General features: G+C 70.0%; 20 protein-coding genes. 13 read left to right on the top strand and 7 right to left on the bottom strand.

Features of this window, described 5'->3' with window-relative positions; all coding sequences use genetic code 11:
* Positions 1–762 (bottom strand): CoA-transferase subunit beta, encoded by a 762-nt coding sequence (locus ACWCP8_RS24955; RefSeq protein ID WP_352264913.1) that lies wholly within the window; start codon positions 760–762, stop codon positions 1–3.
* Positions 763–788: 26 nt separating this feature from the next.
* Positions 789–1700: a CoA transferase subunit A gene (locus tag ACWCP8_RS24950; RefSeq protein WP_352265162.1), complete on the bottom strand. Its 912-nt coding sequence runs from the start codon at positions 1698–1700 to the stop codon at positions 789–791.
* A gap of 157 nt (positions 1701–1857) precedes the next feature.
* Here ACWCP8_RS24950 and ACWCP8_RS24945 point away from each other — a divergent pair, with 157 nt between their 5' ends.
* The 4 genes from ACWCP8_RS24945 (at position 1858) to ACWCP8_RS24930 (ending at position 6396) form a co-directional block, all read left to right on the top strand.
* Positions 1858–2757: a LysR family transcriptional regulator gene (locus ACWCP8_RS24945; protein WP_411089733.1), complete on the top strand. Its 900-nt coding sequence runs from the start codon at positions 1858–1860 to the stop codon at positions 2755–2757.
* Positions 2758–2907: 150 nt separating this feature from the next.
* Positions 2908–4137, top strand: a complete 1230-nt coding sequence (locus ACWCP8_RS24940; protein ID WP_382831821.1) for an acetyl-CoA C-acetyltransferase — start codon at positions 2908–2910, stop codon at positions 4135–4137.
* A 424-nt stretch (positions 4138–4561) separates the two neighbouring features.
* The gene (locus ACWCP8_RS24935) at positions 4562–5905 is read left to right on the top strand and encodes an MFS transporter (RefSeq protein WP_451118227.1); all 1344 of its coding nucleotides are present in this window, start codon (positions 4562–4564) and stop codon (positions 5903–5905) included.
* A gap of 32 nt (positions 5906–5937) precedes the next feature.
* A complete protein-coding gene (locus tag ACWCP8_RS24930) occupies positions 5938–6396 on the top strand; it encodes a MaoC family dehydratase (RefSeq protein WP_352264920.1) in 459 nt (152 codons plus the stop codon).
* Between the two features lie 158 nt (positions 6397–6554).
* Here the strand turns inward: ACWCP8_RS24930 and ACWCP8_RS24925 are convergent, their stop codons facing one another.
* The gene (locus ACWCP8_RS24925; protein ID WP_451118225.1) at positions 6555–7454 is read right to left on the bottom strand and encodes a chaplin; all 900 of its coding nucleotides are present in this window, start codon (positions 7452–7454) and stop codon (positions 6555–6557) included.
* A gap of 432 nt (positions 7455–7886) precedes the next feature.
* Here ACWCP8_RS24925 and ACWCP8_RS24920 point away from each other — a divergent pair, with 432 nt between their 5' ends.
* The 6 genes from ACWCP8_RS24920 to ACWCP8_RS24895 all read left to right on the top strand — a co-directional run bounded on the left by ACWCP8_RS24920 (position 7887) and on the right by ACWCP8_RS24895 (position 11133).
* Positions 7887–8297 carry a rodlin gene (locus ACWCP8_RS24920; RefSeq protein WP_451118223.1) on the top strand — a complete coding sequence of 137 codons (411 nt, stop codon included), beginning with the start codon at positions 7887–7889 and terminating at the stop codon, positions 8295–8297.
* Positions 8298–8588: 291 nt separating this feature from the next.
* Positions 8589–8822 carry a chaplin gene (locus ACWCP8_RS24915; RefSeq protein WP_451118221.1) on the top strand — a complete coding sequence of 78 codons (234 nt, stop codon included), beginning with the start codon at positions 8589–8591 and terminating at the stop codon, positions 8820–8822.
* A gap of 439 nt (positions 8823–9261) precedes the next feature.
* Complete coding sequence (locus ACWCP8_RS24910; protein ID WP_352264923.1) at positions 9262–9552, top strand: hypothetical protein; 291 nt, start codon at positions 9262–9264, stop codon at positions 9550–9552.
* A 191-nt stretch (positions 9553–9743) separates the two neighbouring features.
* Positions 9744–10154, top strand: coding sequence for a rodlin (locus tag ACWCP8_RS24905; protein WP_330246871.1), 411 nt, complete (start codon positions 9744–9746; stop codon positions 10152–10154).
* A 233-nt stretch (positions 10155–10387) separates the two neighbouring features.
* Positions 10388–10591 (top strand): hypothetical protein, encoded by a 204-nt coding sequence (locus ACWCP8_RS24900; RefSeq protein WP_451118219.1) that lies wholly within the window; start codon positions 10388–10390, stop codon positions 10589–10591.
* Positions 10592–10725: 134 nt separating this feature from the next.
* Entirely contained in the window at positions 10726–11133 is a 408-nt protein-coding gene (locus tag ACWCP8_RS24895; protein ID WP_451118217.1) for a rodlin, read from the top strand.
* 126 nt (positions 11134–11259) lie between these two features.
* Here ACWCP8_RS24895 and ACWCP8_RS24890 read toward each other — a convergent pair whose 3' ends face one another.
* On the bottom strand, positions 11260–11760 hold the full coding sequence (locus ACWCP8_RS24890) for a DUF5949 family protein (RefSeq protein WP_451118215.1): 501 nt from the start codon (positions 11758–11760) through the stop codon (positions 11260–11262).
* Positions 11761–12126: 366 nt separating this feature from the next.
* Here ACWCP8_RS24890 and rsgA point away from each other — a divergent pair, with 366 nt between their 5' ends.
* Both rsgA and ACWCP8_RS24880 read left to right on the top strand, forming a co-directional pair.
* Positions 12127–13299 (top strand): ribosome small subunit-dependent GTPase A, encoded by a 1173-nt coding sequence (gene rsgA, locus ACWCP8_RS24885; RefSeq protein ID WP_451118213.1) that lies wholly within the window; start codon positions 12127–12129, stop codon positions 13297–13299.
* Between the two features lie 84 nt (positions 13300–13383).
* Positions 13384–14736 (top strand): DNA-3-methyladenine glycosylase 2 family protein, encoded by a 1353-nt coding sequence (locus ACWCP8_RS24880; protein WP_451118211.1) that lies wholly within the window; start codon positions 13384–13386, stop codon positions 14734–14736.
* A 142-nt stretch (positions 14737–14878) separates the two neighbouring features.
* On the opposite strand, the gene ACWCP8_RS24875 is transcribed toward ACWCP8_RS24880, so the two are convergent.
* The 3 genes from ACWCP8_RS24875 to ACWCP8_RS24865 all read right to left on the bottom strand — a co-directional run bounded on the left by ACWCP8_RS24875 (position 14879) and on the right by ACWCP8_RS24865 (position 19032).
* Entirely contained in the window at positions 14879–17275 is a 2397-nt protein-coding gene (locus ACWCP8_RS24875) for a glycosyl hydrolase family 95 catalytic domain-containing protein (RefSeq protein ID WP_451118209.1), read from the bottom strand.
* A 167-nt stretch (positions 17276–17442) separates the two neighbouring features.
* The gene (locus ACWCP8_RS24870; RefSeq protein ID WP_352264934.1) at positions 17443–17925 is read right to left on the bottom strand and encodes a DUF456 domain-containing protein; all 483 of its coding nucleotides are present in this window, start codon (positions 17923–17925) and stop codon (positions 17443–17445) included.
* A 117-nt stretch (positions 17926–18042) separates the two neighbouring features.
* Positions 18043–19032: a helix-turn-helix domain-containing protein gene (locus ACWCP8_RS24865; protein ID WP_352264936.1), complete on the bottom strand. Its 990-nt coding sequence runs from the start codon at positions 19030–19032 to the stop codon at positions 18043–18045.
* 211 nt (positions 19033–19243) lie between these two features.
* Between ACWCP8_RS24865 and ACWCP8_RS24860 the strand changes: the two genes are divergently transcribed.
* Entirely contained in the window at positions 19244–23014 is a 3771-nt protein-coding gene (locus ACWCP8_RS24860; RefSeq protein WP_451118206.1) for a S8 family peptidase, read from the top strand.
* The last annotated feature ends 672 nt before the right edge of the window (positions 23015–23686 follow it).

Here is a 23686-nt window from a genome sequence, read left to right as displayed (position 1 = left end):
TCAGCGAAGATAGACGCGTTCGGGGTCGACGTCCTCGCGCAGCAGCCGCAGTTCCTCGGCGGTCGGCGGCGGTACGGTCTCCACCGTGTCGGCGACCGACAGGTCCCATCCCGTGGCCGCCTGTACCTGTTCGACCGTGACACCCGGCTGGACGGCGACCAGCCGCAGCTCCTCGCCGATGCCCGCGCGGGCCAGGATGCCCAGTTCGGTGATGACCCGGGTGACGCCGATGCCCAGCGGCCGGATGCCCTCGGCGAGCGCCCGGTCGGGTCCGGGTGTGGTGCAGAAGTCGAGGGTGGCTGTGAAGGAGCGCGGGGTGTGACGGCGCATCACCACGAAGACCTCACGGGAGTTGGCCATCACCTCGACGCCGCCGCCGGAGCCGGGCAGCCGGACCGTCGGGCTGTCCCAGTCGCCGATCACGGAGGTGTTGAGATTGCCGTGGCGGTCGATCTGCGCGGCCCCCAGGAACCCGACGTCGATATGGCCGCCCTGCAGTACGCAGCCGAAGAGCGCCGGCATGGAGAGGACCGCCTCGGCGCCCGTGATGAGGACGGCGTCGGCGATGGTCTCCGGCAGGTGGGAGGGGTGCGCGCCGCAGACCCCGGACTCGTACACGACCTCGATGTCCGGGGCGACCGTCAGATGGGCCAGCTCCGTGGCGAGGGTCGGCAGGCCGATGCCGGCGAACACGGTGCGGCGCGCGACCAGTTCGCGCGAGGCGACGACGGAGAGCAGCTCCGACGAGGTGACGGTGGTCATGCCCTGCTCCTTCTCGGGTTCCGTACTCACAGCCGCCGCCCGTAGTTCACCGGTTCGCTGAGCGCCTCGCCGACCGCCAGACCCGCCCAGAAGTCGTCGCCGAGCCTGTCGACGTACTCGGCGTGGTCGGCCGTCCCGCGCACCCACTCGTCCAGCCACTCCTGCAGCCGCTGCGGATCCTTGCTGATCTGCGACCAGGCCCGGTAGAAGGCGTTGTCCCGGTCGTAGTAACCCTGCGCGAACGAGGGGTGCGCGCCGCGTGGGCAGGCGACGACGGCGTCGACCGCATGGGCCGGGACGAGCGTACGGTTCGGGTCCGAGCGGATCACCTCGTCGTCGACTATCTCCTCCACGACGACGATCGCCCTGTCCGCCGCGTAGACGGCCTCCGCCTGGATGCCGGTCAGGCCCCATATCTGGGTGTTGCCGCGACGGTCGGCCCGCTGGGCGTGGATGATCGTGACATCCGGGTTGACGGGCGGCACCACATAGATCTGCTCGGGCTCGCCGTCCGGGCCCGGATAGGGCGAAGTGACCTTCCGTAGATCGCTGTTGACGGACGGCAGATCGCTGCCGCCGTACGAGCGCAGCGGATAGAACGGCAGCCGCTGGGAGCCGGCGAGATAGCGGCAGATCATGCCGTAGTGGCTGTACTCCTCGAAGACGAGCGGCGCGGGATCGCCGGTCTCGACCCGCCGTCGCAGCTCGCCGAGCGAACCGGCCGAGGAGTTGCCGACGAAGGAGGAGACCAGCCGCGAGACACACCCCGCCGCGATCATCTGGTCGACGACGATGTCGGCGGTCATCCGGACGACGGTGAGGTCGCGGCGGCCCTGGCGGATGATCTCGTGGCCCGCGGCGGTCGGGATGAGATGGGTGAAACCTTCGAGGCAGACGGTGTCGCCGTCGTGGACGAAGGAGGCGATGGCCTCCCTCATCGACAGCGTCTTGTCCGCCCTGTCCGTTGTGGCCACGGTGCTCGGTGCTCCTCTGCGTGTGCGTGCGCGTTGCCCCACCGTGTCAGCGGCCATTGATTGCTGTCCAATACCAAATTAAGGTCGAATCAAGACTCCTGATTTATGAATGAGGTGGGGAATGGAGCTGCGTCATCTGTCCGCGTTCATCGCAGTGGCCGAGGAGCTGCACTTCGGCCGGGCCGCCAAGCGCCTGCAGATGGCCCAGCCGCCGCTGAGCCAGCAGATCCGGCAGCTGGAGAAGGAGCTCGGCGTCCAGCTCTTCGAGCGAAACACCCGCTCGGTGCGGCTCACCAGCGCGGGGGAGTCGTTCCTCCAGCCGGTGCGGACCGTGCTCGACGACCTCGACACGGCGGTACGGGCCGCCAGGGCGGCCGGCCGCGGCGAGTACGGGCGGGTCACCATCGGCTTCGCCGGCGCCTCCAGCCACGAGACACTGCCGCTGCTCACCAGGGCGGTGCGCGCCGCCCATCCCGCCCTGGAGCTGGTCATGAAAGGCCAGACGTACGCGGATGTCGCCCTCGCCGGAGTGGCGGACGGCTCGCTCGACCTCGGATTCGTCCGGCTGCCCGTGACCCGGCCGGGCGTGCAGTACCGGGTCATCGACGAGGAGGAGCTGGTCTGTGCACTGCCCTCCGACCACCCGCTCGCCAGGCTGGAGCGGGTCCCGATCGAGGTGCTCGCCCAGGAACCTTTCGTCTCCTTCCCCGCCAACACCGGCTCCACCGTGCGGGACGCGACCGTCGGGGCCTGCGAGGCGGCCGGATTCAACCCGCGCGTGGTGCAGGAGGCCCCCGACTCGTACACCATCCTGGCCCTGGTCGCCGCGGGCGTCGGCGTGACGCTCACCGTCACCTCCTGCCAGCACATCCAGCAGAACGGCCTGGTCTACCGACCGCTCGCCGGGCCGCCGATCCGGCTTCAGGCGGCGCTGGCCTGGCGGACCGACAATCCGTCCGCCGCCCTGCGCGCGGTACTCGCTGTCGCGGAGAGCGCGCTGCCGACCCCGGTCGGTCATTGAGACGCGTGGCGTCTTGAACCAGGGTGAACTGGATATTGGACCGACTCAGTCACCGGGTGCGAGGGTCGGTGGGCACCCACCAGTGCATTTACAACCGCGTGTACGCGCACTCGTCCCCGTCACCCGCCCGTGCCATCGGAAGGTCCCGCCGTGCCCGACCAGCAGCCCGACATCGTCATCTGTGAACCGCTGCGCACCCCCATCGGCCGCTTCGGCGGGGCCTTCGCCCAGCAGACACCGGCCGCGCTCGCCGCACGTGTGATCGCCGAGATCGTCGCCCGTACCGGCATCGACCCGGCGCAGGTCGACGAGGTGATCCTCGGCCACGCCTACCCGTCCTCCGACGCCCCCGCCATCGGCCGGGTCGCCGCCCTCGACGCCGGGCTCCCGGAGTCGGTGACCGGCGCCCAGATCGACCGCCGCTGCGGCTCCGGCCTGCAGGCTGTACTCGACGCGGCGATGCAGATCCGGGCGGGCTTCAGCGAGGTCGTGATCGCCGGCGGCGTCGACGTGATGAGCGCCGCCCCCTACTACACGCACGACGGCCGCTGGGGCATCAAGGGCCCCGGCCTCCAGCTGCACGACTCCCTGGCCCGCGGCCGGGTCACCGCGGGCGGCGTCAACCATCCGGTCCCCGGCGGCATGATCGAGACCGCGGAGAACCTGCGGCGGGAGTACGCCATCAGCCGCGCCGACCAGGATGCGCTCGCCCTGCGCTCGCAGCAGCGGGCCGCCCGGGCCGCGGCCGAGGGGCGCTACGACGCGGAGACCGTCCCGGTCACCGTACGCACCCGCAAGGGCGAGACGACCGTCACCGCCGACGAGCACCCGCGCCCCGACACCACCGCCGAACAACTCGCCGCCCTGCGTCCCATCATGCTGAAGTCCGACCCGGATGCCACCGTCACCGCGGGCAACGCCAGCGGACAGAACGACGCGGCCGCCGCCTGCCTGGTGACGAGCGCGGCGACAGCCGAACGCCTCGGCCTGACTCCGCTGGTGCGTCTGGTCTCCTTCGCCCGCGCCGGAGTCCCGGCCGCGACCATGGGGATCGGCCCGGTACCGGCGACCCGTGCGGCACTCGCCCGCGCCGGACTCGGCCTCGCCGACCTCGACCTGATCGAGCTCAACGAGGCGTTCGCCGCCCAGGTCCTGGCCTGCACCCGCGAACTGGGCCTCGGCGACACCGACCACGAGCAGCGGATCAACGTCAACGGTTCGGGGGTCTCCCTCGGTCACCCGGTCGGCGCCACCGGCGCCCGCATCCTGGCCACGCTGACCCGGGAGATGCACCGGCGCGAGGCGCGCTACGGCCTGGAGACCATGTGCATCGGCGGCGGCCAGGGCCTCGCCGCGATCTTCGAGCGCATCGCGGCCTGACGGATACCGTGCTCGTCGCACCAACGGCAGCTGACCGGCAGTGAGACGCCTGGCATCTCACTGCACCAGCAATTCGGTATTGGGCCGTTCCAGGGCCTCTCGTTTGGATCATGCTGGGCTCGCGGGGTCTGGCACGCACATCTGCCGCGTTGTCGTCAGTCTTCCCCAAGCTCTCGGCTTCGCTCGAGCAGGGGAGCCCCCATTTGCTCCGCGTAGGCTCCTTCATCCGCCTGGCAGCTGCACGCACCAGACCCCGCTCCCTGATCCAGCCTGATCCAAACGAAAGACCCTAGGTCCCGGCCGGCACCGTAACCGCCACCCCACCCGGCAGCCGTCCCCAGGTCCCTCGCTGCGCTGCCGCCACAGGCGTCTCGGGCGACGCCCCCACCATCCGCTTGATCGACGACGTTCACAGGAGCCATGCATGAGTGCGTCCACCGCCACCCCACGAGAGCGCACCAGAGCCGCCAACCGCGCCGGATTCGGCGCCTTCATCGGTTCGACCATCGAATGGTTCGACTTCTACATCTACGGCACCGCGGCGGCGCTGGTCTTCGACAAGGTGTTCTTCCCCGAACTCGACGGCGCCATGGGCACCCTGGTCGCCTTCGCGACCTTCTGGGTCGGTTTCCTCGCCCGCCCCATCGGCGGCATCATCTTCGGCCACTACGGCGACCGCCTCGGCCGCAAGAAGACGCTCGTCATCACCTTGCTGATGATGGGCATCTCGACCACCGCGATCGGTCTGCTGCCGGGCTACGCCTCCATCGGCATCGCCGCCCCGATCCTGCTGGTCGCCATCCGCATGGTGCAGGGCATCGGCCTCGGCGGCGAGTGGGGCGGCTCGGTCCTGATCGCCTCCGAGCACGCCCCGAAGGGCAAGTCGGTGCTGTACGGGGCGTTCGCCCAGCAGGGCTCGCCCGTCGGCAACACCCTCTCCACGCTGAGCTTCCTGGTGATCAGCCAGCTGCCCGACGAGGCGTTCGTCTCCTGGGGCTGGCGCCTGCCGTTCCTCTTCTCCGCCGCCCTCGTCATCGTCGGACTGTTTGTCCGGCTGAAGGTCGCAGAGTCCCCGGCGATGGCGAACCTCATCCAGAAGAAGGAAGTCGTCAAGGTTCCGCTGACCGAAGTCCTGCGCACCCAGCCCATGCTGATCGTCCTCGGCATCGGCGCCTGCACCATCGGCCTGTCGGCGACGTACTTCAAGTCGACGTTCGCCCTGTCCTGGGCCACCTCGTCGCTCGACTTCGACCGCAGCTCCTTCCTGACGATCATCCTGGTCGCCAACATCACGCAGATCGTCGTCCAGCCGTTCGGCGCGCTCATCGCCACCCGGATGAAGAGCTGGTCCCGGGCGGTGACGGTGATGCTGCTTCCTGAACTGGTCCTGATGCCAATGATGTTCATCCTGATCGGCACCGAGAACTACGGTCTGGCGATGGTCGGCGTCGCCGTCGCGACCATCCCGCACTGCCTCTACTACGCAGCTCTCGCCGGCATGCTCGCCAGCCGCTTCCCGGCCCATCTGCGGTACACCGGCATCTCGCTCTGCTACCAGCTCTGCGGCACGCTCCTCGGCGGAACGACCCCGATCATCGGCCAGTTCCTGCTGAACCGCACCGGCTCGATCACCGCCGTCATCGCCTACGCCGTCCTCCAGGTGGTGCTGACCCTGGGCTGCATGCTGCTCCTGCTCAAGCGCCCCAACCACGACGAACAGGCCGCGGAGGCGCTTGCCGCACCGCGCACCGCCCCCGTCACCGCCTGACTTCCATTGCGAGCAGGAACGGAGCGCGGACCATGCCGCTGACCGTGCACGGCATCCCGGAGATCCTCACCCTGAGCGGGCGCGACCTGGGCCACTCCGGCTGGAAGGAGATCACCCAGGAACTCATCGACGCCTACGCGCACGTCTCCGGGGACCACCAATGGATCCACACCGACACCGAACGCGCCGCCACAGGCCCGTACGGACGCACCATCGCCCACGGGTACATGGTCCTCAGCTGGGGGATCCCGATGTTCGGTGAACTGCTCCAGGTGCAAGGCGTGGGCCGGGCACTCAACTACGGGGTCGACAAGGTCCGTTATCCCGCGCCGGTACCGGTCGGCAGCCGCGTGCGGCTGCATGCGTCGGTCGTCGGGGTGAAGGAGGTCGCGCGGGGCGGCGTACAGATGACCCGTGCCTTCACCTTCGAACTCGAAGGGTCCGAGAAACCGGCCTGCGTGGCCGAGTCGCTGACGCACTTCTACCCGTAGGGGCGCCGGCCCTGTGCGCACCGACTGCGCGGGTGACGCGCAGCGAGATGGCCCGCATGTACGCGAGGCCGGCGGAACACGACAGGTCCGGCAGGACAGCTGAGGCTGTCCTGCCGGACCTGTCGCTATTTCCCTGTTACGACAATTCTGCGCATACGTCAGTTCCGCGAAGCGCGGGCGCGGCGCATCAGCAAGGTGCCTCCGAGTAGAAGAGCAGCGCTGCCACCGGCCGCCAGCCCGAGGTCGGCTGCGCCGGTGTGGGCCAGCTGAGAGCCGGGGGTGTTCACGCCGGCAGGGATCACGGTGGGGGGCTCCACGGTGGGGGGCTCGACGACGGGGGGCTCGACGACGGGCGGTTCGACGACGGGGGGCTCGACGACGGGCGGTTCGACGACGGGCGGTTCGACGACGGGCGGTTCGACGACGGGCGGTTCGACGACGGGCGGTTCGACGACGGGCGGCTCGACGACGGGCGGCTCGACGACGGGCGGCTCGACGACGGGCGGTTCGACGACGGGCGGTTCGACGACGGGCGGTTCGACAACGGGGGGCTCCACAACGGGGGGCTCCACGACGGGCGGTTCGACAACGGGGGGCTCCACGACGGGCGGCTCGCCCGTCGACGGCCGGCTTCCGTTGGAGCAATGGTTGCCCACCGCGGGATTCAGTGCGCCGACGACATTGACCGTGTTGCCGCAGGCGTTGACCGGGACGTCAACAGGAACCTGGACCAGATTGCCCGACAGCACCCCGGGGGAGTTGCTGGTGCCACCGACGGCACTCGCGCCCTGGGCGCCGCCGTCGTCCGAGCGGTCGCTCGCGTTCTCGCACGTGTTACCGAATGCCGGGTTCAGCAGACCGACCACATTGACGGTGTTGCCGCAGACATTGACGGGAACGTGCACCGGCACCTGTACGGCGTTGCCCGAGCCGACGCCCGGCGAGCCGACGGCGGAGCCGTCGGCCGAAGCATCCGCCTGTGCGTATCCGCCTGCCGCGGTCAGGATGCCTGACGCCGCCGCCATGACGAGCATGCTCTTACTCAAGGCTTTTCGCATTGGTTGCCCTTCCTTAGGACATTTCGCGCGGGCGGATCGCCCGCAGTTCATTCATCAGGCGGTGCAGCTACCGCCGGGGATATCGCCCCGGCGGCTCGCCATACGCGATTCGGCAAGCGGCGGTCACGGCTCAGCGGAACTCACACGGACTCCTCTGACACGCGTCCCGAAGTCGCGCTTGACGACAGCCATAACGACAAGGATTTGGTGGGGGAAACTCAGAATTTCGTGGAAATTATGTAACCACCCGGACGGATTACGTACGCGCGTTCGTCACTCTGCAACGCAGAAAGAATGACGGGTTCCGCAACGCGCTTCGGTGCGAGCATCCGTGGACACCCGGCATTCGGGTGATTGGAGAGAACCAAACGCCCGGCGGTGAGTTGGTCAGGGCGCTCCGACGCGGGGCATCAAGTACGAGAAGGGTTAATCGTGATCAAGAAGGTCCTGGCTACGGGTGCTGTCGCCGCCTCCATCGTCGGCATCTCGGCGACGCTTGCTCCGCAGGCGATGGCCATCGGCAACGACACCGGTACCACCTCGGTCAACGGCAACGGCTCTTCGCAGTCGTTCGGCAACTCCGAGACCCGTGGTGACTGGAGCCCGCAGTTCGGCCTGGTGCAGGGCAGCCTGAACAAGCCCTGCGTCGGCCTGCCGGCCAAGGCCAACGCCGGTTCGCTCCTCGGCGTGGTCCCGGTCGCGGTCCAGGACGTCAACGTCCTGTCCTCGCCGCAGAACCAGCAGTGCACGGAGAACTCCACCCAGGCCAAGGGTGACGAGCCGCTGTCGCACATCCTGGACGGCATTCCGGTGCTCTCGGGCAACGGCACCGGCAACAGTTGAGCCGGACGCAAAGGCCCGGGCCCGCCGGGGTTCCTCCCTCCGTGCGGCCCGGGCCTGCTGTTGCCTTTCGGTCCCTCGGCGCATCGGAAAATCGAATGATCCCTGCGGTTGTGCCGAGTAAGGAATGTTGCATCATTCGGGCGGATTTTCAGGAATCTTCTTCTTGAAGAGTTTCGCGTACGGTCTTAAGTCGTTACGAATTGTAGTGGCGGAGTTACGAGCGTTCAGGACTGCGCTCGTGCGGCACGAAAGTCGTGGCCGCTCCGGACTCCGTCAAAGAAAGGGATGAAAGTGAAGTACACCAAGGTTGCCGCCATCGCCGCCGGAACCCTGATGGCGATCGGTGCCGCAACTCCCGCCTTCGCCGACTCCGGTGCCGTGGGCGCGGCCAACAACTCCCCGGGTGTCCTTTCCGGCAACGTCGTTCAGGTTCCGATCCACATCCCGGTCAACGTCTGTGGCAACACGCTGAGCGTGATCGGTCTGCTCAACCCCGCGTTCGGCAACGCCTGCTCCAACGGCTGAATTCCGGTCGGCTGAGCCCAGTGCTCACCGCCCGTCCGCCCCGGATCGCGCCTCGTGTGCGATCCGGGGCTTTCCTCTTTCCGCGTGCTCCGTTCCGCGAGCTCGCCATGCTTCCGGATGCAGTGGAACGGCCGAAGTCGTTCCGCATCGCCCGCGGCGCGGTGCGCCGGCGGCTGGAGGCGGACACCCGGACAGCTGCGCGGAACGGAGCACTTGACAGTGCACCACCCATTCCGGCCGTGGAACCCCTGCAACACTCGTTCCAGTGAATAGTCATGCGATCGATCGAGTGGTCCACCAGAAAAGGTGGACCGCGCAGTTTCCCGACCGGAACCGAATCGTTACCCAGGTCGAAAGCGGCAGAAGTCACAGGTAAAGAAGGCTTGTGCGGCGCGGGGACGCGACCGAAACAGATGCCGCTGCAGAAGGGAACCTGAAAGTGAAGTACGCGAAGACTGCTGCGTTCGTTGCCGGTTCCGTGGTTGCTCTCGGAACGGCTGCTCCCGCCTTCGCCGTTACCACCGCCACGGCCCCCAGCTTCAGCCTCGACGGCGGCGTCAACCAGGTGTTGGCCGCAGCCCCGCAGGGCGTCGACCCGATCGTCGACACCGTCGGTGGCGCCACGGAATCGGTACAGAAGAAGGGCACCGTCACCAAGGTCGCCGGTCAGGCCACCGGTGCGGCCAGGAGCGCGGCTCCGCTGCTCGGTGGCGTGCCCCTCGGCGGCTGATCCGTCAAAAGACGGCAGTTCCCATCGCATTCGCGGCGATTGTAATTCTCCGGTATCGCTACCGCGCATTCGGCAACATTCGGAAGGCAGAAGCCCCGTTCGGGTGAAGTGTCACATCCAATCCCGCCGGAGCGAGTTGATCAAAGCGCTCCGGGCAGGCGGACAACGGAAAACCCCAGAAGGGCTATTTAATGATCAAGAAGATTATGGCCTCGGCAGCCGCAGCTGCTGCGATCGTCGGCGTCTCGGCCGCGATCGCCCCGCAGGCCATGGCCATCGGCAACGACACCGGTACGACGTCGTACAACGGCAACGGCAACGCCCAGTCGTTCGGCAACTCGGCCACCCAGGGTGACTGGAGCCCGCAGTTCGCGCTGGTCCAGGGCTCGCTGAACAAGCCCTGCGTCGGCCTGCCGGCCAAGGCCAACGTCGGTTCGCTCGTCGGCGTGGTCCCGGTCGCGGTCCAGGACGTCAACGTCCTGTCCTCGCCGCAGAACCAGCAGTGCACGGAGAACTCCACCCAGGCCAAGGGTGACGAGGCTCTGTCGCACATCCTGGACGACATCCCGGTCCTGTCCGGCAACGGCACCGGCAACAACTAGAGCCTCACCGCTCCGGACACCATTCCCTGATACTCCGTGGGGCCAGTTCTTCCGCGCGGCGGCCATTCCTCGGCGCCCCGGACGGACTGGCCCCTCGTCGTGCGCCCAGGGGCGATCCACCGGGGATTGCGGGACAGGCCTCAGCCTGCCGAAAACCCTCGATGGAGGGGCGCACTGGGCCGGTTGCCGTAGTGGCGGCTGCGGTCGGCCGCCGCACCGGGTAAAGGCACGTCATGGACCATTACGACAGTCAGCGCCCGTGCGGCCGCCACCGGCACACGGAGGACGTCACACCCATCTACGACCGGCTGCTCGCCGAGTGGCAGGCAGCCCAGCGGGCCAGGCAGCAGGCCTTGCCGCGCCCCGAGTCCGATCCGCCCTGCGCGGGTCGCCTCGTCCCCGCGGCGCGCACCTCCGGCGAGATGTTCGGTGACTGATCGGACCTGAAGGCGGTCGGCCGCAGTGAACTCACCCTGGATCCAACCCATTTGAGTGGTACTGCGGAACCGACGCTTCCGTATCCGGTTGATCAGTACGTTGCAGAACGGGACGCTCTGAAAGGTGAAGCGTGATGAAGAAGATGATGGCCGGCGCGGCAGTGGCCGTATCCCTGGTCGGTCTGTCGGCTGCCGCGGCCCCCTCGGCCATGGCGATCGGCAATGACCAGGGCACCACGTCGGTCAACGGGAACGGGACGCAGCAGCAGTTCGGCAACAGCGTGACCCAGGGCGATGGGAGCCCGCAGCTGCAGCTCGTCCAGGGCTCGCTGAACAAGGCGTGCGTCGGCCTGCCGGCCAAGGCCAACGTCGGCTCGGTCGTGGGTCTGGTGCCCGTCGCGGTCCAGGACGTCAACGCCCTGCACTCGCCGCAGAACCAGCAGTGCGCCGAGAACTCCACCCAGGCCAAGGGTGACGAGGCTCTCTCGCACATCGTGGACGACGTCCCGGTCCTGTCGGGCAACGGCGCCGACAACAGCTGACGCCGCGTGAGCTGCGGGCGGTCCAGGGGTACCCCCGGGCCGCCCGCTCTCCCATGTGAGGCCGCGCACGACGATGCCCACCGCTCGACGGGGGGCGGTGGGCATCGGACGGACCGGGCGGGCGGATCAGCCCAGGGAGCGCACCGGCAGAAGACAGTGGGCGGAGGTCATGACGACCTCTTCGTCGGCGGCGAAGGAACGCAGCAGCTCTTCGCTGACCGGCCGGCCCGGCACCGCCGCCGGCCACGGGCGGGTGGCGAACATCGCGTGGACCTCGCCCTGGTTGCGGGCCGCGACCAGCCACTCGGGCGGCACCCGGTACTGCGCGGTGAAGTGAGGGAGCGTCAGCACGGCCTGGCCGGCCTGGACCAGGAGCTTGACCAGGAGGCCCGGCGTCTCGGCGGCGCGCACGAGACCGGCACCGACCGGCAGCCCGCAGCGCTCCAGGGCCACTCGCATCGCGGCCTCACCGGCGGCCGGGCCGTCCGTCCCGTCACCCAGCGAGTAGACGAGCAGGAAGGCGACGTCGTGTCTGCCGTCGGGGTGCTCGCCGCTCCACCCGATCAGGGAGAGCGTGCCCAACTGGGCTGGTGTGAACGTGCCGGTGGCGGTCCGGGGTGAGGTCATGCTCGGCACCATAACGGCCATGGATCGGTCGTTGTGCGCCTGTTTCACCTGATCGAGGGAGAGTTCGTGATAACTCCGACGAACGTCCCGGACCGGTCCGCCCACGAGGACCTGAGGCAATAAATGCGTTGACGGCGTCGGGCGGCTCCCGGCTATCGTGTGCAGCGTTGCGGCCGGCGGACAAACCGCCGGTGTCGGCCCGTGCTGTGAACCAGGAGGTGAGGACATTGATGACTGTCGTTGCGATGGGCGCTGCCCACAACCGGAAGAGCATTGTTCTCACCCCCGTGGTCGCCGGCTGACCTTCTTTCGTACTTCTCCGCGCCCGAGTGCGCGTTGCCGGGGCCACCCTCCGAAGGGTTTCCCTTGTCTTTCTCCCCGCTTTCCCCGCTCTCCTCCAACGCCGGACCGTCCTCGTCGCATCCGCTGTCGCCGTACGGCTGGGACGACGCCTGGGCGGCCGAGTTCGCACCGCACGCCGCAAAGGGGCTGCTGCCCGGACGGGTGGTGCGGGTGGACCGTGGTCAGTGCGATGTCGTCACCCCCGACGGCACCGTCCGCGCGGACACCGCGTTCGTCGTCCCCCGCGACCCGATGCGGATCGTCTGCACGGGCGACTGGGTCGCCGTCGACCCCGACGGTGATCCGCAGTTCGTACGGACACTGCTGCCGCGGCGCACCGCCTTCGTGCGCTCGACGTCGTCGCAGCGCTCCGAAGGGCAGGTGCTTGCCACCAACGTCGACCACATCGCCATCTGCGTCTCGCTCGCCTTGGAGCTCGACCTCGGGCGGGTGGAGCGCTTCCTCGCGCTCGCCATGTCCAGCTCCAGCGGTGACGCGCTGCTGCGGGACGGTGTGTCGGCCACGGACGGTGCAGCCCAGCCGATCGTGGTGCTGACCAAGGCCGATCTGGTGCCGGACGCCGACACGCTGTCGTATTTCGTCCAGGACATCGAAGCCATTGCGCCCGGTGTGCAGGTGCTGCCCGTCAGCTCCGCCACCGGGGAGGGGCTCGACGTCTTCGGTGCCGTCGTCTCGGGCGGCACGAGTGTGCTGCTCGGGGTGTCCGGTGCGGGCAAGTCGACCCTTGCCAACACGCTGCTCGGCGAGGACGTGATGGACGTACAGGCCGCCCGTGACGTCGACGGCAAGGGCCGGCACACCACCACGACCCGCAATCTGCTGGTTCTGCCCTCCGGGGGCGTACTGATCGACACACCCGGACTGCGCGGGGTCGGACTCTGGGACGCCGAGACCGGCGTCGGCCAGGTCTTCTCGGAGATCGAGGACCTGGCCCGGCGGTGCCGGTTCCACGACTGCGCCCATCAGTCCGAGCCCGGCTGTGCGGTACTCGCCGCGATCGACGACGGTTCGCTCTCCGAGCGGCGCCTCGACAGCTTCCGCAAGCTGCTGCGCGAGAACCAGCGCATCGTCGCCAAGACCGACGCCCGGGTGCGGTCCGAGATGCTGCGTGAATGGAAGCGCAGGGGGGCCGCTGGCCGGGCCGCCATGGACGCGAAGCGGGGCCGGGTGCGGTAGTGCCGCGCCCCGGCCGGGGGCACCGGGTCGACGTCCGAAAACCGCGAGTGCGGCACCGCTCGGTGGCGCAGACTGGACGGTGTGATGGACGAACGGACCAGGTACGAGGCGGTGAGCAGCCGCGACGCGCGGTTCGACGGGGAGTTCTTCTTCGCCGTCGAGACCACCGGCATCTACTGCCGGCCGAGCTGCCCCGCCGTCACCCCCAAGCGGAAGAACGTCCGGTTCTTCCCGACCGCCGCCGCTGCCCAGGGCAACGGCTTCCGGGCGTGCAGGCGCTGCCGCCCGGACGCCGTCCCGGGGTCCGCGGAGTGGAATGTACGGGCCGATGTCGTCGGCCGTGCCATGCGGATGATCGGTGACGGCGTGGTCGACCGGGAGGGCGTGCCCGGGCTCGCGCACCGACTCGGCTACAGCTCGCGCCAGGTGCAGCGGCAGCTCAACGCCGAACTGGGTGCCGGACCCGTCGCGCTGGCCCGCGCCCAGCGGGCACACACCGCACGGGTGCTGCTCCAGACGACGGGGCTGCCCGTCACCGAGATCGCGTTCGCGTCGGGCTTCGCCAGCGTGCGTCAGTTCAACGACACGATCCGGCAGATCTACGCCCGCACGCCGAGCGCGCTGCGGGCCGAGGCCGGGACCGGACTGGGAGCGGCGGTACGGGAGGCGCGCACGGCCGGAATCCCGCTCCGGCTCGCCCACCGGGGACCGTACGCCGCCCGGGAGGTCTTCGATCTGCTGGCCTGCGAGGCGGTCGCCCGGGTCGAGGAGGTCAGCGGCGAGCCCGGCGCCCGCACCTACCGGCGCACCCTGCGGCTGCCGTACGGCACGGGCGTCGTCGCCGTCGACGAGCGGTCCGCCGGGGCGTGGCTGGACGCCAGGATCAACCTCACGGATCTGCGCGATCTGACCACGGCCGTGCAGCGGCTGCGGCGCCTCTTCGACCTCGATGCCGATCCGTATGCCGTCGACGAGCGGCTCGGCGCCGACCCAGCGCTGGCACCGCGCGTCACGGCCCGTCCCGGGCTGAGGTCGCCCGGGGCCGCGGACCCCGAGGAGTTCGCCGTACGGACGCTCGTCGGCCGGGAAGCGGCGGAGCGGCTCGTGGAGACGTACGGGAAGGTCCTCGACGTGCCGTGCGGCGGTCTGACCCATGTGTTCCCGGAGCCGGGAGTGCTGGCCGGTGCGGCGGACGAGCCGGCGCTGCGGGCACTGGCGGCCGCGCTCGCCGACGGGACCGTGCGTCTCGACGCCGGGGCCGACCGCGACGAGGCCGAGCAGGCGCTGTTGCGGCTGCCGGGGATCGGTCCGGCAGCCGCGGCGCTGATCAGGATGCGGGCGCTCGGCGATCCCGATGTGGATCCGCACGGGTCGCCCGGGTCGGAGCGGTGGCGGCCCTGGCGCTCGTACGCCGTGCGCCATCTGGACTGCCGGTGACATCGGCCCCGTCGAGGGCGCGCATTCCCTTCGCCCGGCCGGAATTCGGGACCGGCCTCCCGGCACATCGGCCGGCCCCGTGTGCCGGCCCCGTCGGCCGTCGCATCGGACCGTGGTCCTTACGACCTGCGACCGGGCCGGCTCAGACCGGCAGACCCCAGCGCGGCGCCGCCGCGTTCGGGGCGACCGGTCGGATCGTCAGGTCCGGGCGGTCGCCCCGGGCCGTGATCAGCGCCGAGTCGCCCTTGCGGAGGCCGATCCGCACCGTGCCGTCCGCCACCTCCTCGTACCCCAACGGCCGTCCGTGGCGGTCACGGATCTCGATCGGGCCGTCCATGCCGTGGCGTACGACGCAGGGGGCGCCGGCCTCGCTGGTCACCCGCACCCAGCGGGTCCGGCCTTCTTCCCGTACCGCGCTGAGCAGGAACGCGCCCTGGGTACGGAAGTCGTGGACGGTCAGCTCCTGCCAGGCGGCGGGCAGCGCCGGGAAGACCCTGATCGTGCCGCCCCAGGACTGGCACACCATGTCGTGCAGCGACTGGGCCGCCGAGAGAGGGGTCTCGATGACCGGGCCCGACTCCTTGTACATGGTGTTCGCCTGGATGAAGCGGCTCATCAGCTGGCCGAGGTACTTCAGCGCGTCCTCGCCCTTGCCGAGCAGCGCGGACATCGAGGCGGCACCGGTGAAGGTGTAGCCCTGCAGGGCGCCTTCGAACCCCACCCAGTGGGCGAGGGATTTCTCGATCAGGGCGCGCTCGTCGGGCGTCGCGCCCGTCAGCTCGTACAGCGGATACACCGCGAGCATGTGCGAGTAGTGGCGGTGCGACTTCGCGAACGGAACCCCGGCGCCGATCATGAACCCGTTGGCGTCGACCGGGTAGGGCGCGAGCTTGGCCAGCACCTCCTGCCAGCGGGCCGTCAGCGGGTCGTGGACGCCGAGCTGCTCGGCCGAGTCCAGCAGGGTGCGGCAGCCCCAACGCAGCAGCATGAGGTCGTAGTTGCAGTCGGGGGCGTTGACGCCGTACTCGGGGGAGAACGTCGCCGGGAGGTGCAGCTTGCCGTCCGCACCGGGCGCCAGGAAGTGCAGGTAGTAGTTGACCGCCTTGCGCAGCAACGGGAACAGCGTGTCGCGCAGGATCGACTCGTCCATGGTGTGCCGGTAGGAGAGCCACACGTTGTGCAGTGCCCAGGTGAGGTTGCCGACCTCGGGGGTGGGAGGGTCCTGGCCGGGGATGCCGACGCCGTAGCCGCCGTCGGTCACGGACGCGCCGTTGACCAGCTGGGGGTCGGTGGTGCGCGGGATGCCGGCCGAGTCCGCCCGGTAGGGGGCCGCGACCTCGCGGGAGAGCTGGTCCCGGAACTCGCTCAGGGCGCGGGTGACGGCGTCCAGTTCCAGGTGGTTGGAGCCGTGGATCAGCCAGTACTCCAGCTGGACGTTGAGGTTCCACCAGGTGTTCGGCCACGGGGTGGGCTCCAGCCAGGGGCCCGACGTCGCCATCACGGGCGCGTCCTTGCGGGCCGCCGACGCCGTCTTGTAGAGCTGGATCCAGTAGAAGCGCTGCAGCCGGGCATCCGGAAGAGACAGGAAGCTCTTCCGGTAGAACCGGTCCCACCAGGAGCGGTGCGGGGTGGCGAGCAGCGCGTACGGGAGCGCGGATGCGGTCTTGACGGTACGCAGCGCGCGGTCACGTGCGGTCGTCTTCGGGTGGGAGTGCGTGACGGTGACGTACAGCGTGCGGCTGTCGCCCCTGGTGCGCTCCCGCCAGGCGGTGACGTGCTGGCCGCCCGCCAGCAGCGGCTGGACGGCGGCGGTCATCTCGCCGTGCTGCTCGACGACGGCCGGCGGGTTGCCCGTGTAACCGTCCGGCAGAGGCTTGAAGTCGGCACGCGGGCTGATGGCGTCGGCCGGGTGGAAGACCCAGCGGAAGCCCTGCTCGCCCTCGCTCGGGGTGATTTCGACGGCGAGCAGGTCGCTGGAGGAGTGGACGAAGGCGCGGAGCTTCAGGGTGCCCGCGGTGGTGGTGATCGTGCCTTCGAGCTCGGCGGTGCGCAGTCGCATCCACCACTCGATGCCGGTGATGGTGCCGGCCGGTTCCAGGGTGAAGTGGCCGATCGGCAGGCGGGCGAGGCCGAAGAGGGAGCCGAACTCGGGGCGGTGGTCCTGGACCTCGGAGTGCTGGACGTTGAAACGGACGGCCGTGGTCGTGGCGCCCGGCTCGGCGTAGATGCCGGAGCCGAGGCGGCCGTTGCCCAGATACGGGCCCTCGTACCAGGTCTTCGGCAGCTTCTGCCAGAGCAGATCGGCATCGTCGAGGACGGTGCGCCAGCTGTCATCGGGGGAGTGCACGACGGGCGCGGCGGAGGCGGCAGGTGCGGTGGCCGGGGCTTCTGCCTGGGCGACGGCGGCCGTCCCGCCCACCACCAGGGCGCCGCCGAGCGCGGTGCCGGTGGCGAGAACAGTTCTTCGGGAGGGGGACGGCGGCGAGGAGGCCGTCCGGGGAGTCCGGGGCGTGCAGGAAGGGTCCGGTGCTGTGGGCAAGGCGTCTCCTGGCGACTCGTACGCAGGCGCATCAATTCATCCGAGCTATTCCTTCATGGAAGGTAGGCAAGGGTGATCCTGGCGTCAACAGAGCGGGAGAGATCCGATGTGTTACTGCCTATCTGGACGGCGTCCACCCTGATGTCCATCGAGAGAGAGGTGAGCGGTCAGCTCCGGATCACCACGACCAGCCACGCCCCCGTCACCAGCAGACAGGCGAACAGCTCGACGAGCACGGAGTAGCCGGTGGCCCGCATCACCGAACGGAGCGAGGCCCGGGCGGCCCCGCCGCTGCCGAGCCGCAGCCGCTCCGCACCGTAGATCGCCCCGACGTACCCCACGATCCCGCCCACGACCGGCAGCACGAAGAAGCCCACGATCCCGGCGATCCCGCCCAGCATCAGCGTCTTGCGCGGCGCGCCGGACTCGCGCGGGCGGCGCGGCCGCAGCAGTGGCTTCAGCGCCTGGTTCAGCAGCAGGAGGGCGGTGGTGCCGATCAGTACGGCCCAGGCGGCCGGGCTCCTGTCGGTGAGTGCCCACCACAGCACGGCCGCCCAGACGATCGCCTGCCCCGGCACCCCGGGCACCAGCACGCCGACCAGGCCGAGCAGAATGACCAGGCCCACGGCGATGAGCTGCCACACACCCATCTGACCAGCCTGCCGGAGTCCGGCAGGTCCCGCTCGTCAGCAAGGTGCCGGGCGGGAGCCGTCGATGCAGCTCAGAGGCGTAATGAGGTAGTCGCGAGGCGCTGCCGGGCAGGCCCCTCAGGCCCGCGGGGTGCGGGCCACCCAGCCCCGTTCGTACGCATGCCAGCCCAGCTGCAGCCGCGTCGACACGCCGGTCAGCTCCATCAGGCCCTTCACCCGCCGCTGGACGGTCCGCAGCCCCAGCTCCAGCTGTTTCGCCACGCTCGCGTCCGTCAGCCCGGCCAGCAGCAACGACAGAATCTCCAGGTCGGTCGGATCGGGTCCCACGGCGGTCTCCTGGGCCCAGCCGCTCTCGCCGAGCCGTAGCGGCATGGCCTCGCGCCACACCGCCTCGAAGAGCCCCATCAGGGACTCCAGCAGCCCGGAGGCATGGACGACCAGTGCTGCCGGCTCGGCGCCGCGGCCGGTCAGCGGCACCATGGCCAGCGAGGCGTCCGCGACGACCAGCTTGGTCGGCACCCGGTCGACGACCCGGCACTGCTCGTCCCGGCTCAGCGCCGCCGACAGTTCCAGGATCCCGCTCGGCAGCGCGAGCACCTCGCGCTCGATCACCACCCGGAACGACACCCCACGGGTGACGGCCCGCTCCTCCGACTCGTTCTCCAGCCCGCTGACCGCGATCGGGTTCCCGGTGACCAGGGCGCACACCTCGGTCGCCGCCCCCAGCTGCAACTGGTGGAAGCGGTGCGCCACCGCGCTCGCGCCCGTGACCACCTCGACCAGATCGTGCACGGCGGGTTCCGCGGCATCCGCCCGGTACTCCTCGGCGAGCAGCGCCGCCGCCAGCTCCGCCTGCTCCAGCTCATGGCGCTGCTGGGTGAGCAGCGCACCCAGTGCGACCCCGGGAGGCGCTGCCACCCACCGGCCGGTGCGGGCGGACGACTGGGCGGCGAGGCCCTGCTGCTCCAGGCGGCGCAGCGCCCGCTCGGTCTCCGACTCGGGAAGCCCCAGCCGGTGCGCGAGGTCGTTGACCTCCGCCGCCCCCATCGCGACGAGTGCGCGGTAGGCGGACTCCTGTCTCTCGTCGAGACCTATGGCTCCCAGCACCCTCGGACCCCTCCCCGGACATGTCATTTCCGCATCGTTGCGCACTCTTCGACCGGTCGGCCGTGGCGGAAAGCGGCCACGGCGTAAACCCGCCGTGTACATCATCCCTGTATCGCACGTACCTCTGCCAATGTGGCGCCACCGCAGTACCAACAACCTCCGGAAACAAGGCCTTTGTGCGCCCTTCTTCCGGAATCACCTGGGGAGTGCGATGCGCCCGATATCGCGTACGGCGCTGGGAGCGGCGACAGCCGCCGTCCTGGCCGCCACCGTGGTAGCGCCGTCCGTGGCCGTGCCACAGGACGCGCCCGCCGCGACAAGACCGCTCACCGGCAGTGCGGCAGCCACCACTGCCGGGAAGGGCAGCAAGCCGGTCACCGTCACCCTGGTCACCGGGGACAAGGTTCTGGTGAGCACGGACCGTTCGGGGGCGGCGTCCGCCACCGCGCTGCCACGGGAGGACGGCACCGTGCCGCTCATCCAGACCCGGCAGTCCGGCAAGGACCTGTACGTCTACCCGGACACCGCGACCGGGGCGCTCGCCGCGGGCAAGGTCGACGAGGAACTCTTCAACGTCACCGGACTGATCCGCCAGGGCTACGACGACGCGAGCACCAAGTCGCTGCCGCTGATCGCGGTGTACAGCAAGGACCTGGCCCGCTCGGCGCCCGTCACCCCGCGCGGTGCGAAGCGCGGACTCGCACTCGACGCCATCGACGGCGTCGCGCTCAAGGCGGACAAGGAGAAGGCCGCCGACTTCTGGTCGGACGTCACCGACACCCGTTCCCGCTCGGTCTCCGGTCTGAAGAAGCTCTGGCTCGACCGCAAGGTTCAGGCCACTCTCGACCAGTCGACGAAGCAGGTCGGCGCGGACCTCGCCTGGGCCGCCGGCTACGACGGCAAGGGCACCAAGGTCGCCGTGCTCGACACCGGTGTCGACGCCGAACACCCCGACCTCAAGGGCCGGATCGCTGCCTCGGAGAACTTCACCGACTCCGACACCACCGACGACCGGCAGGGCCACGGCACCCACACCATCTCCACCGTGGGCGGCTCCGGAGCGGCCAGCGACGGCAAGAAGAAGGGCGTCGCCCCCGGCGCCGACCTCCTTGCCGGCAAGGTCCTCAACGACAGCGGCTTCGGCGCCGAGTCCTGGATCATCGCCGGTATGCAGTGGGCCGTCGACCAGAAGGCCGACGTCGTCTCGATGAGTCTCGGGAGCCCGACGCCGACCGACTGCACCGACCCGATGAGTGTCGCCGCCGAGGAACTCGCCCAGAGCAAGGACACCTTGTTCGTGATCGCGGCCGGCAACTCCGGTCCGTCGCTGAACACCGTCTCCTCGCCGGGATGCGCCCCCAGCGTGCTGACCGTCGGCGCCGTCGACCGCGACGACTCCACGGCCCAGTTCTCCAGCCGCGGACCCGTGATCGGCTCGCACACCCTCAAGCCCGAGATCTCCGCCCCCGGCGTCAACATCTCGGCCGCTGCGGCCGGTGGCCGCGGGGTGTACGCGTACCGGACGATGTCCGGTACGTCGATGGCCACCCCGCATGTCGCGGGCGCCGCAGCCATCGTGAAGCAGCGTCACCCGGACTGGACCGCGCAGCAGATCAAGGCGGCCCTCGTGTCGTCCGCGAAGAGCGACATCCCCGGTGACGTGCGGGAGACCGGCGGCGGCCGCCTCGATGTCAAGGCCGCCATCGACACCACCGTCGTCGGCGCCCCCGCCGTCCAGGGCGGTACGTTCAACTGGCCGCAGGACAGGAGCGACCGCACCACGGTCGACGTCCCGTACACCAACTCCGGCACCAAGCCGGTGAAGCTGTCGCTGAAGGTCCAGGGCGTCACCGGCAACGACGGCTCGGCGGTTCGCTCCTCCGTCGCCGAGCTCGACGCGAGCAGTGTCACCGTGCCGGCCGGAGCGACCGTCAAGGTCCCGCTGCACATCGACCCGACCGCGCAGCTGAAGGCCGCCCAGTACGGCGATGTCACCGGGCGCGTACTGGCCACCGACGCCGACGGCGTCAAGGTCTCCACTCCGTTCTCGCTGTACGTCGGCGCCGAGACGGTCACCCTGCGCGTCAAGCTCATCGACCGCACCGGCAAGCCCGCCGCGGGTTCCTCCTCGTTGGACGTCATCGGCACCGACACCGCCGGCGGCGAGCGGCGCTTCAACGACGGGGCGGCCGACCAGGTGTACCAGGTGCGCCCCGGCGCGTACTTCGTCTCCAGCTTCGTCATGTCGCCGGACCCGAAGGACGCCACCGGCAGGATGGTCGAGTCCGTCGGCTACCTCGCCAGGCCGCAGCTGAACGTCACCAAGGACACCACCCTGGTACTGGACGCCCGCAAGGCCCACCGGCTCCAGGTGAAGACCGAGGACCGCAGGTCCGAGAACCGCTCCACGACCCTCAGCTTCGGCCGCAGCTGGGACGACACGTGGCTGCACTCGGGTTCCGTCACCGGCAGCCGCATCGTGAAGAACTACCTGGCCGACGTCGAGGGCAGGGCCAGTGACGGCGACTTCGAGTTCGCCAGCTTCTGGCGTGCGTACGCCCCGCAGATCGACAGGCTCTCGGTCGTCGGCGGTGCCGAACTGCACCCGCAGACGGCGAGCACCGGCGCCGTCAACCTCGACGGTACGGGCGAGGCCGAGCTCGTCGACGCGGGCACCGGCACTCCGGACGAGCTGAAGGCCGCCGGCGTCGCGGGCAAGATCGCTCTGGTGAAGGTCGCCGACAACGGATTCATGTCCGTCCAGGCGCGGAACGCCAAGGCCGCCGGCGCCAAGGCGATCATCGTGTACCGGCCGTCCGCGGGCACATGGCTGCCGTCCCTCGGCTTCGGTTCGGCGCCGTTGCCCTCCCTGGCAATCGAGACGAGTGAGGCCGCCGGCCTGACCGCTGCCCTCGCCGACGGTCCCGTGACGCTGCGCTGGAAGGCCACCGCCGCCAGCCCGTTCGTCTACAACCTCGGTTTCCCCGAGACCGGTCCGGTCACCTCGGACCGTACGTACAAGGTCCGTGACAGCACGCTCGGCAAGTCCATCGCCACATACGAGGCGATGGGCTTGGCAGCCGACTACGTCGACTCGTTGGTCATGGACCGGCCGTACGGCGGGCGCTTCTCCGCCGTGTTCGACACCGTCGCTGTCCCGGGCAAGCGCACCGAGTACTACTCGGCGGGCGACAGTGCCTGGGGGCGCTTCGTCTCCTCCAGTTTCCCCTGGGGCGAGTCCATGGTCGACCCGGCCCACACCTACAAGTCCGGCTCGCAGCGCACGGAGAACTGGTACCGGGGGATCGTCGGCCCGTCCACTCCGCGCGACCTCCAGGGCAAGGAGGTGCTCGCCGCCGAGCGGCAGGACAACCTGATCGGCGTCGCCCCGGGCTTCTGGGCCGACAGCGAACACGGGGGTATCCAGGGCTCGTTCGGCGATCTGGGCAACATGACGCTGACCAGCGGCGACAAGGACTTCGGCAGCACCGGATACCCGTCCGGCGTGTTCGAGGTGCCGGCCGAGGACGCACCGTACGAACTGACCATGGTCACCATGAAGGTCGGTCAGCCCGCAGCCGTGTGGAAGCGGTCCACCCAGACCGAGACCACCTGGAAATTCCGTTCGAAGCGGGACGAGAACGCGTACTCTCAGGGCATCCCGCTCCTCTTCCCGGGCTACGACCTGGCGACGGACGGGATGAAGACCCTGGCGGCGCAGGACGGTCAGAAGATCGGCCTGAGCGTCACCGGTCACGCGGGCTACACACCCGGCAAGCTGACCGCAGCCAAGGTCTCGTACTCGTACGACGGTGGCACGACCTGGACCCAGGCCACCACCGCACAGCGGGACGGGCGTTGGACCGCGACCGTGAATCACGCGGGCGCGGCCGGCAAGTCGGTCACGCTGAAGACGGAACTGACGGACGCCAACGGCAACTCCGTCGTCCAGACCATCGTCGGCGCATACGCGGTGCGCTGACCCGGGTCACACCAGAACCGGTCCGCCGGGCGTCCTTCCCGTGGGGGGTGGGGTCGCCCGGCGGACCTCTTTTTTCCTGATGACCCGTTTTCGTACGGCCCGTGCGGTGGACAATAAGGGCATGAGTCAGCAGGGGGAGAGGCCCGCCGCCCACGAGGACGACTGGTGGCGCAGGCTGTACGACGAAACCGCCGCGGACACGGGGTCGACCAACGCGGCCGACAGTCTCGACGAGCGCTTCGACTCGGCCTCGGACGCGGTGGGTCCGGCGGGGTGGGGCGGGCCCGGTCGTGATGACGGGTACGGAGGGGTGGACGCGGCCGTGCCACATCCTCGGACTCCGCCCGAGCCACCTGTACAGGCGCGTGCGCCGTGGGAGCCGCCGGCGGAGGCCGAGCGCGCCCCGTGGGAGCCACCGCGCGGCGCCGCAGAGCCAGGCATCTTCGCCGCGCCGCCGGTTCCTGCGCCGCCGCTCGTCGATGAGCCGCCCCCGGCCCCGCCGCCCGGCGCTGAGCGGCCGGGGATCGTCGATGGACCACCACCCGTCCCGGCCCCGGCCCCGGCCCCGGCTCCGCCTCCGGCCCCGGCCCCGGCTCCGCCTCCGGCCCCGGCCCCGGCTCCGCCTCCGGCCCCGGCCCCGGCTCCGCCTTCGGCCCCGGCCCCGGCTCCGCC

The sequence above is a fragment of the Streptomyces sp. NPDC002206 genome (assembly GCF_053593595.1).
The sequence above is the reverse complement of the archived record's forward strand: the minus strand, read 5'-3'. Positions and strand labels throughout refer to the sequence as shown.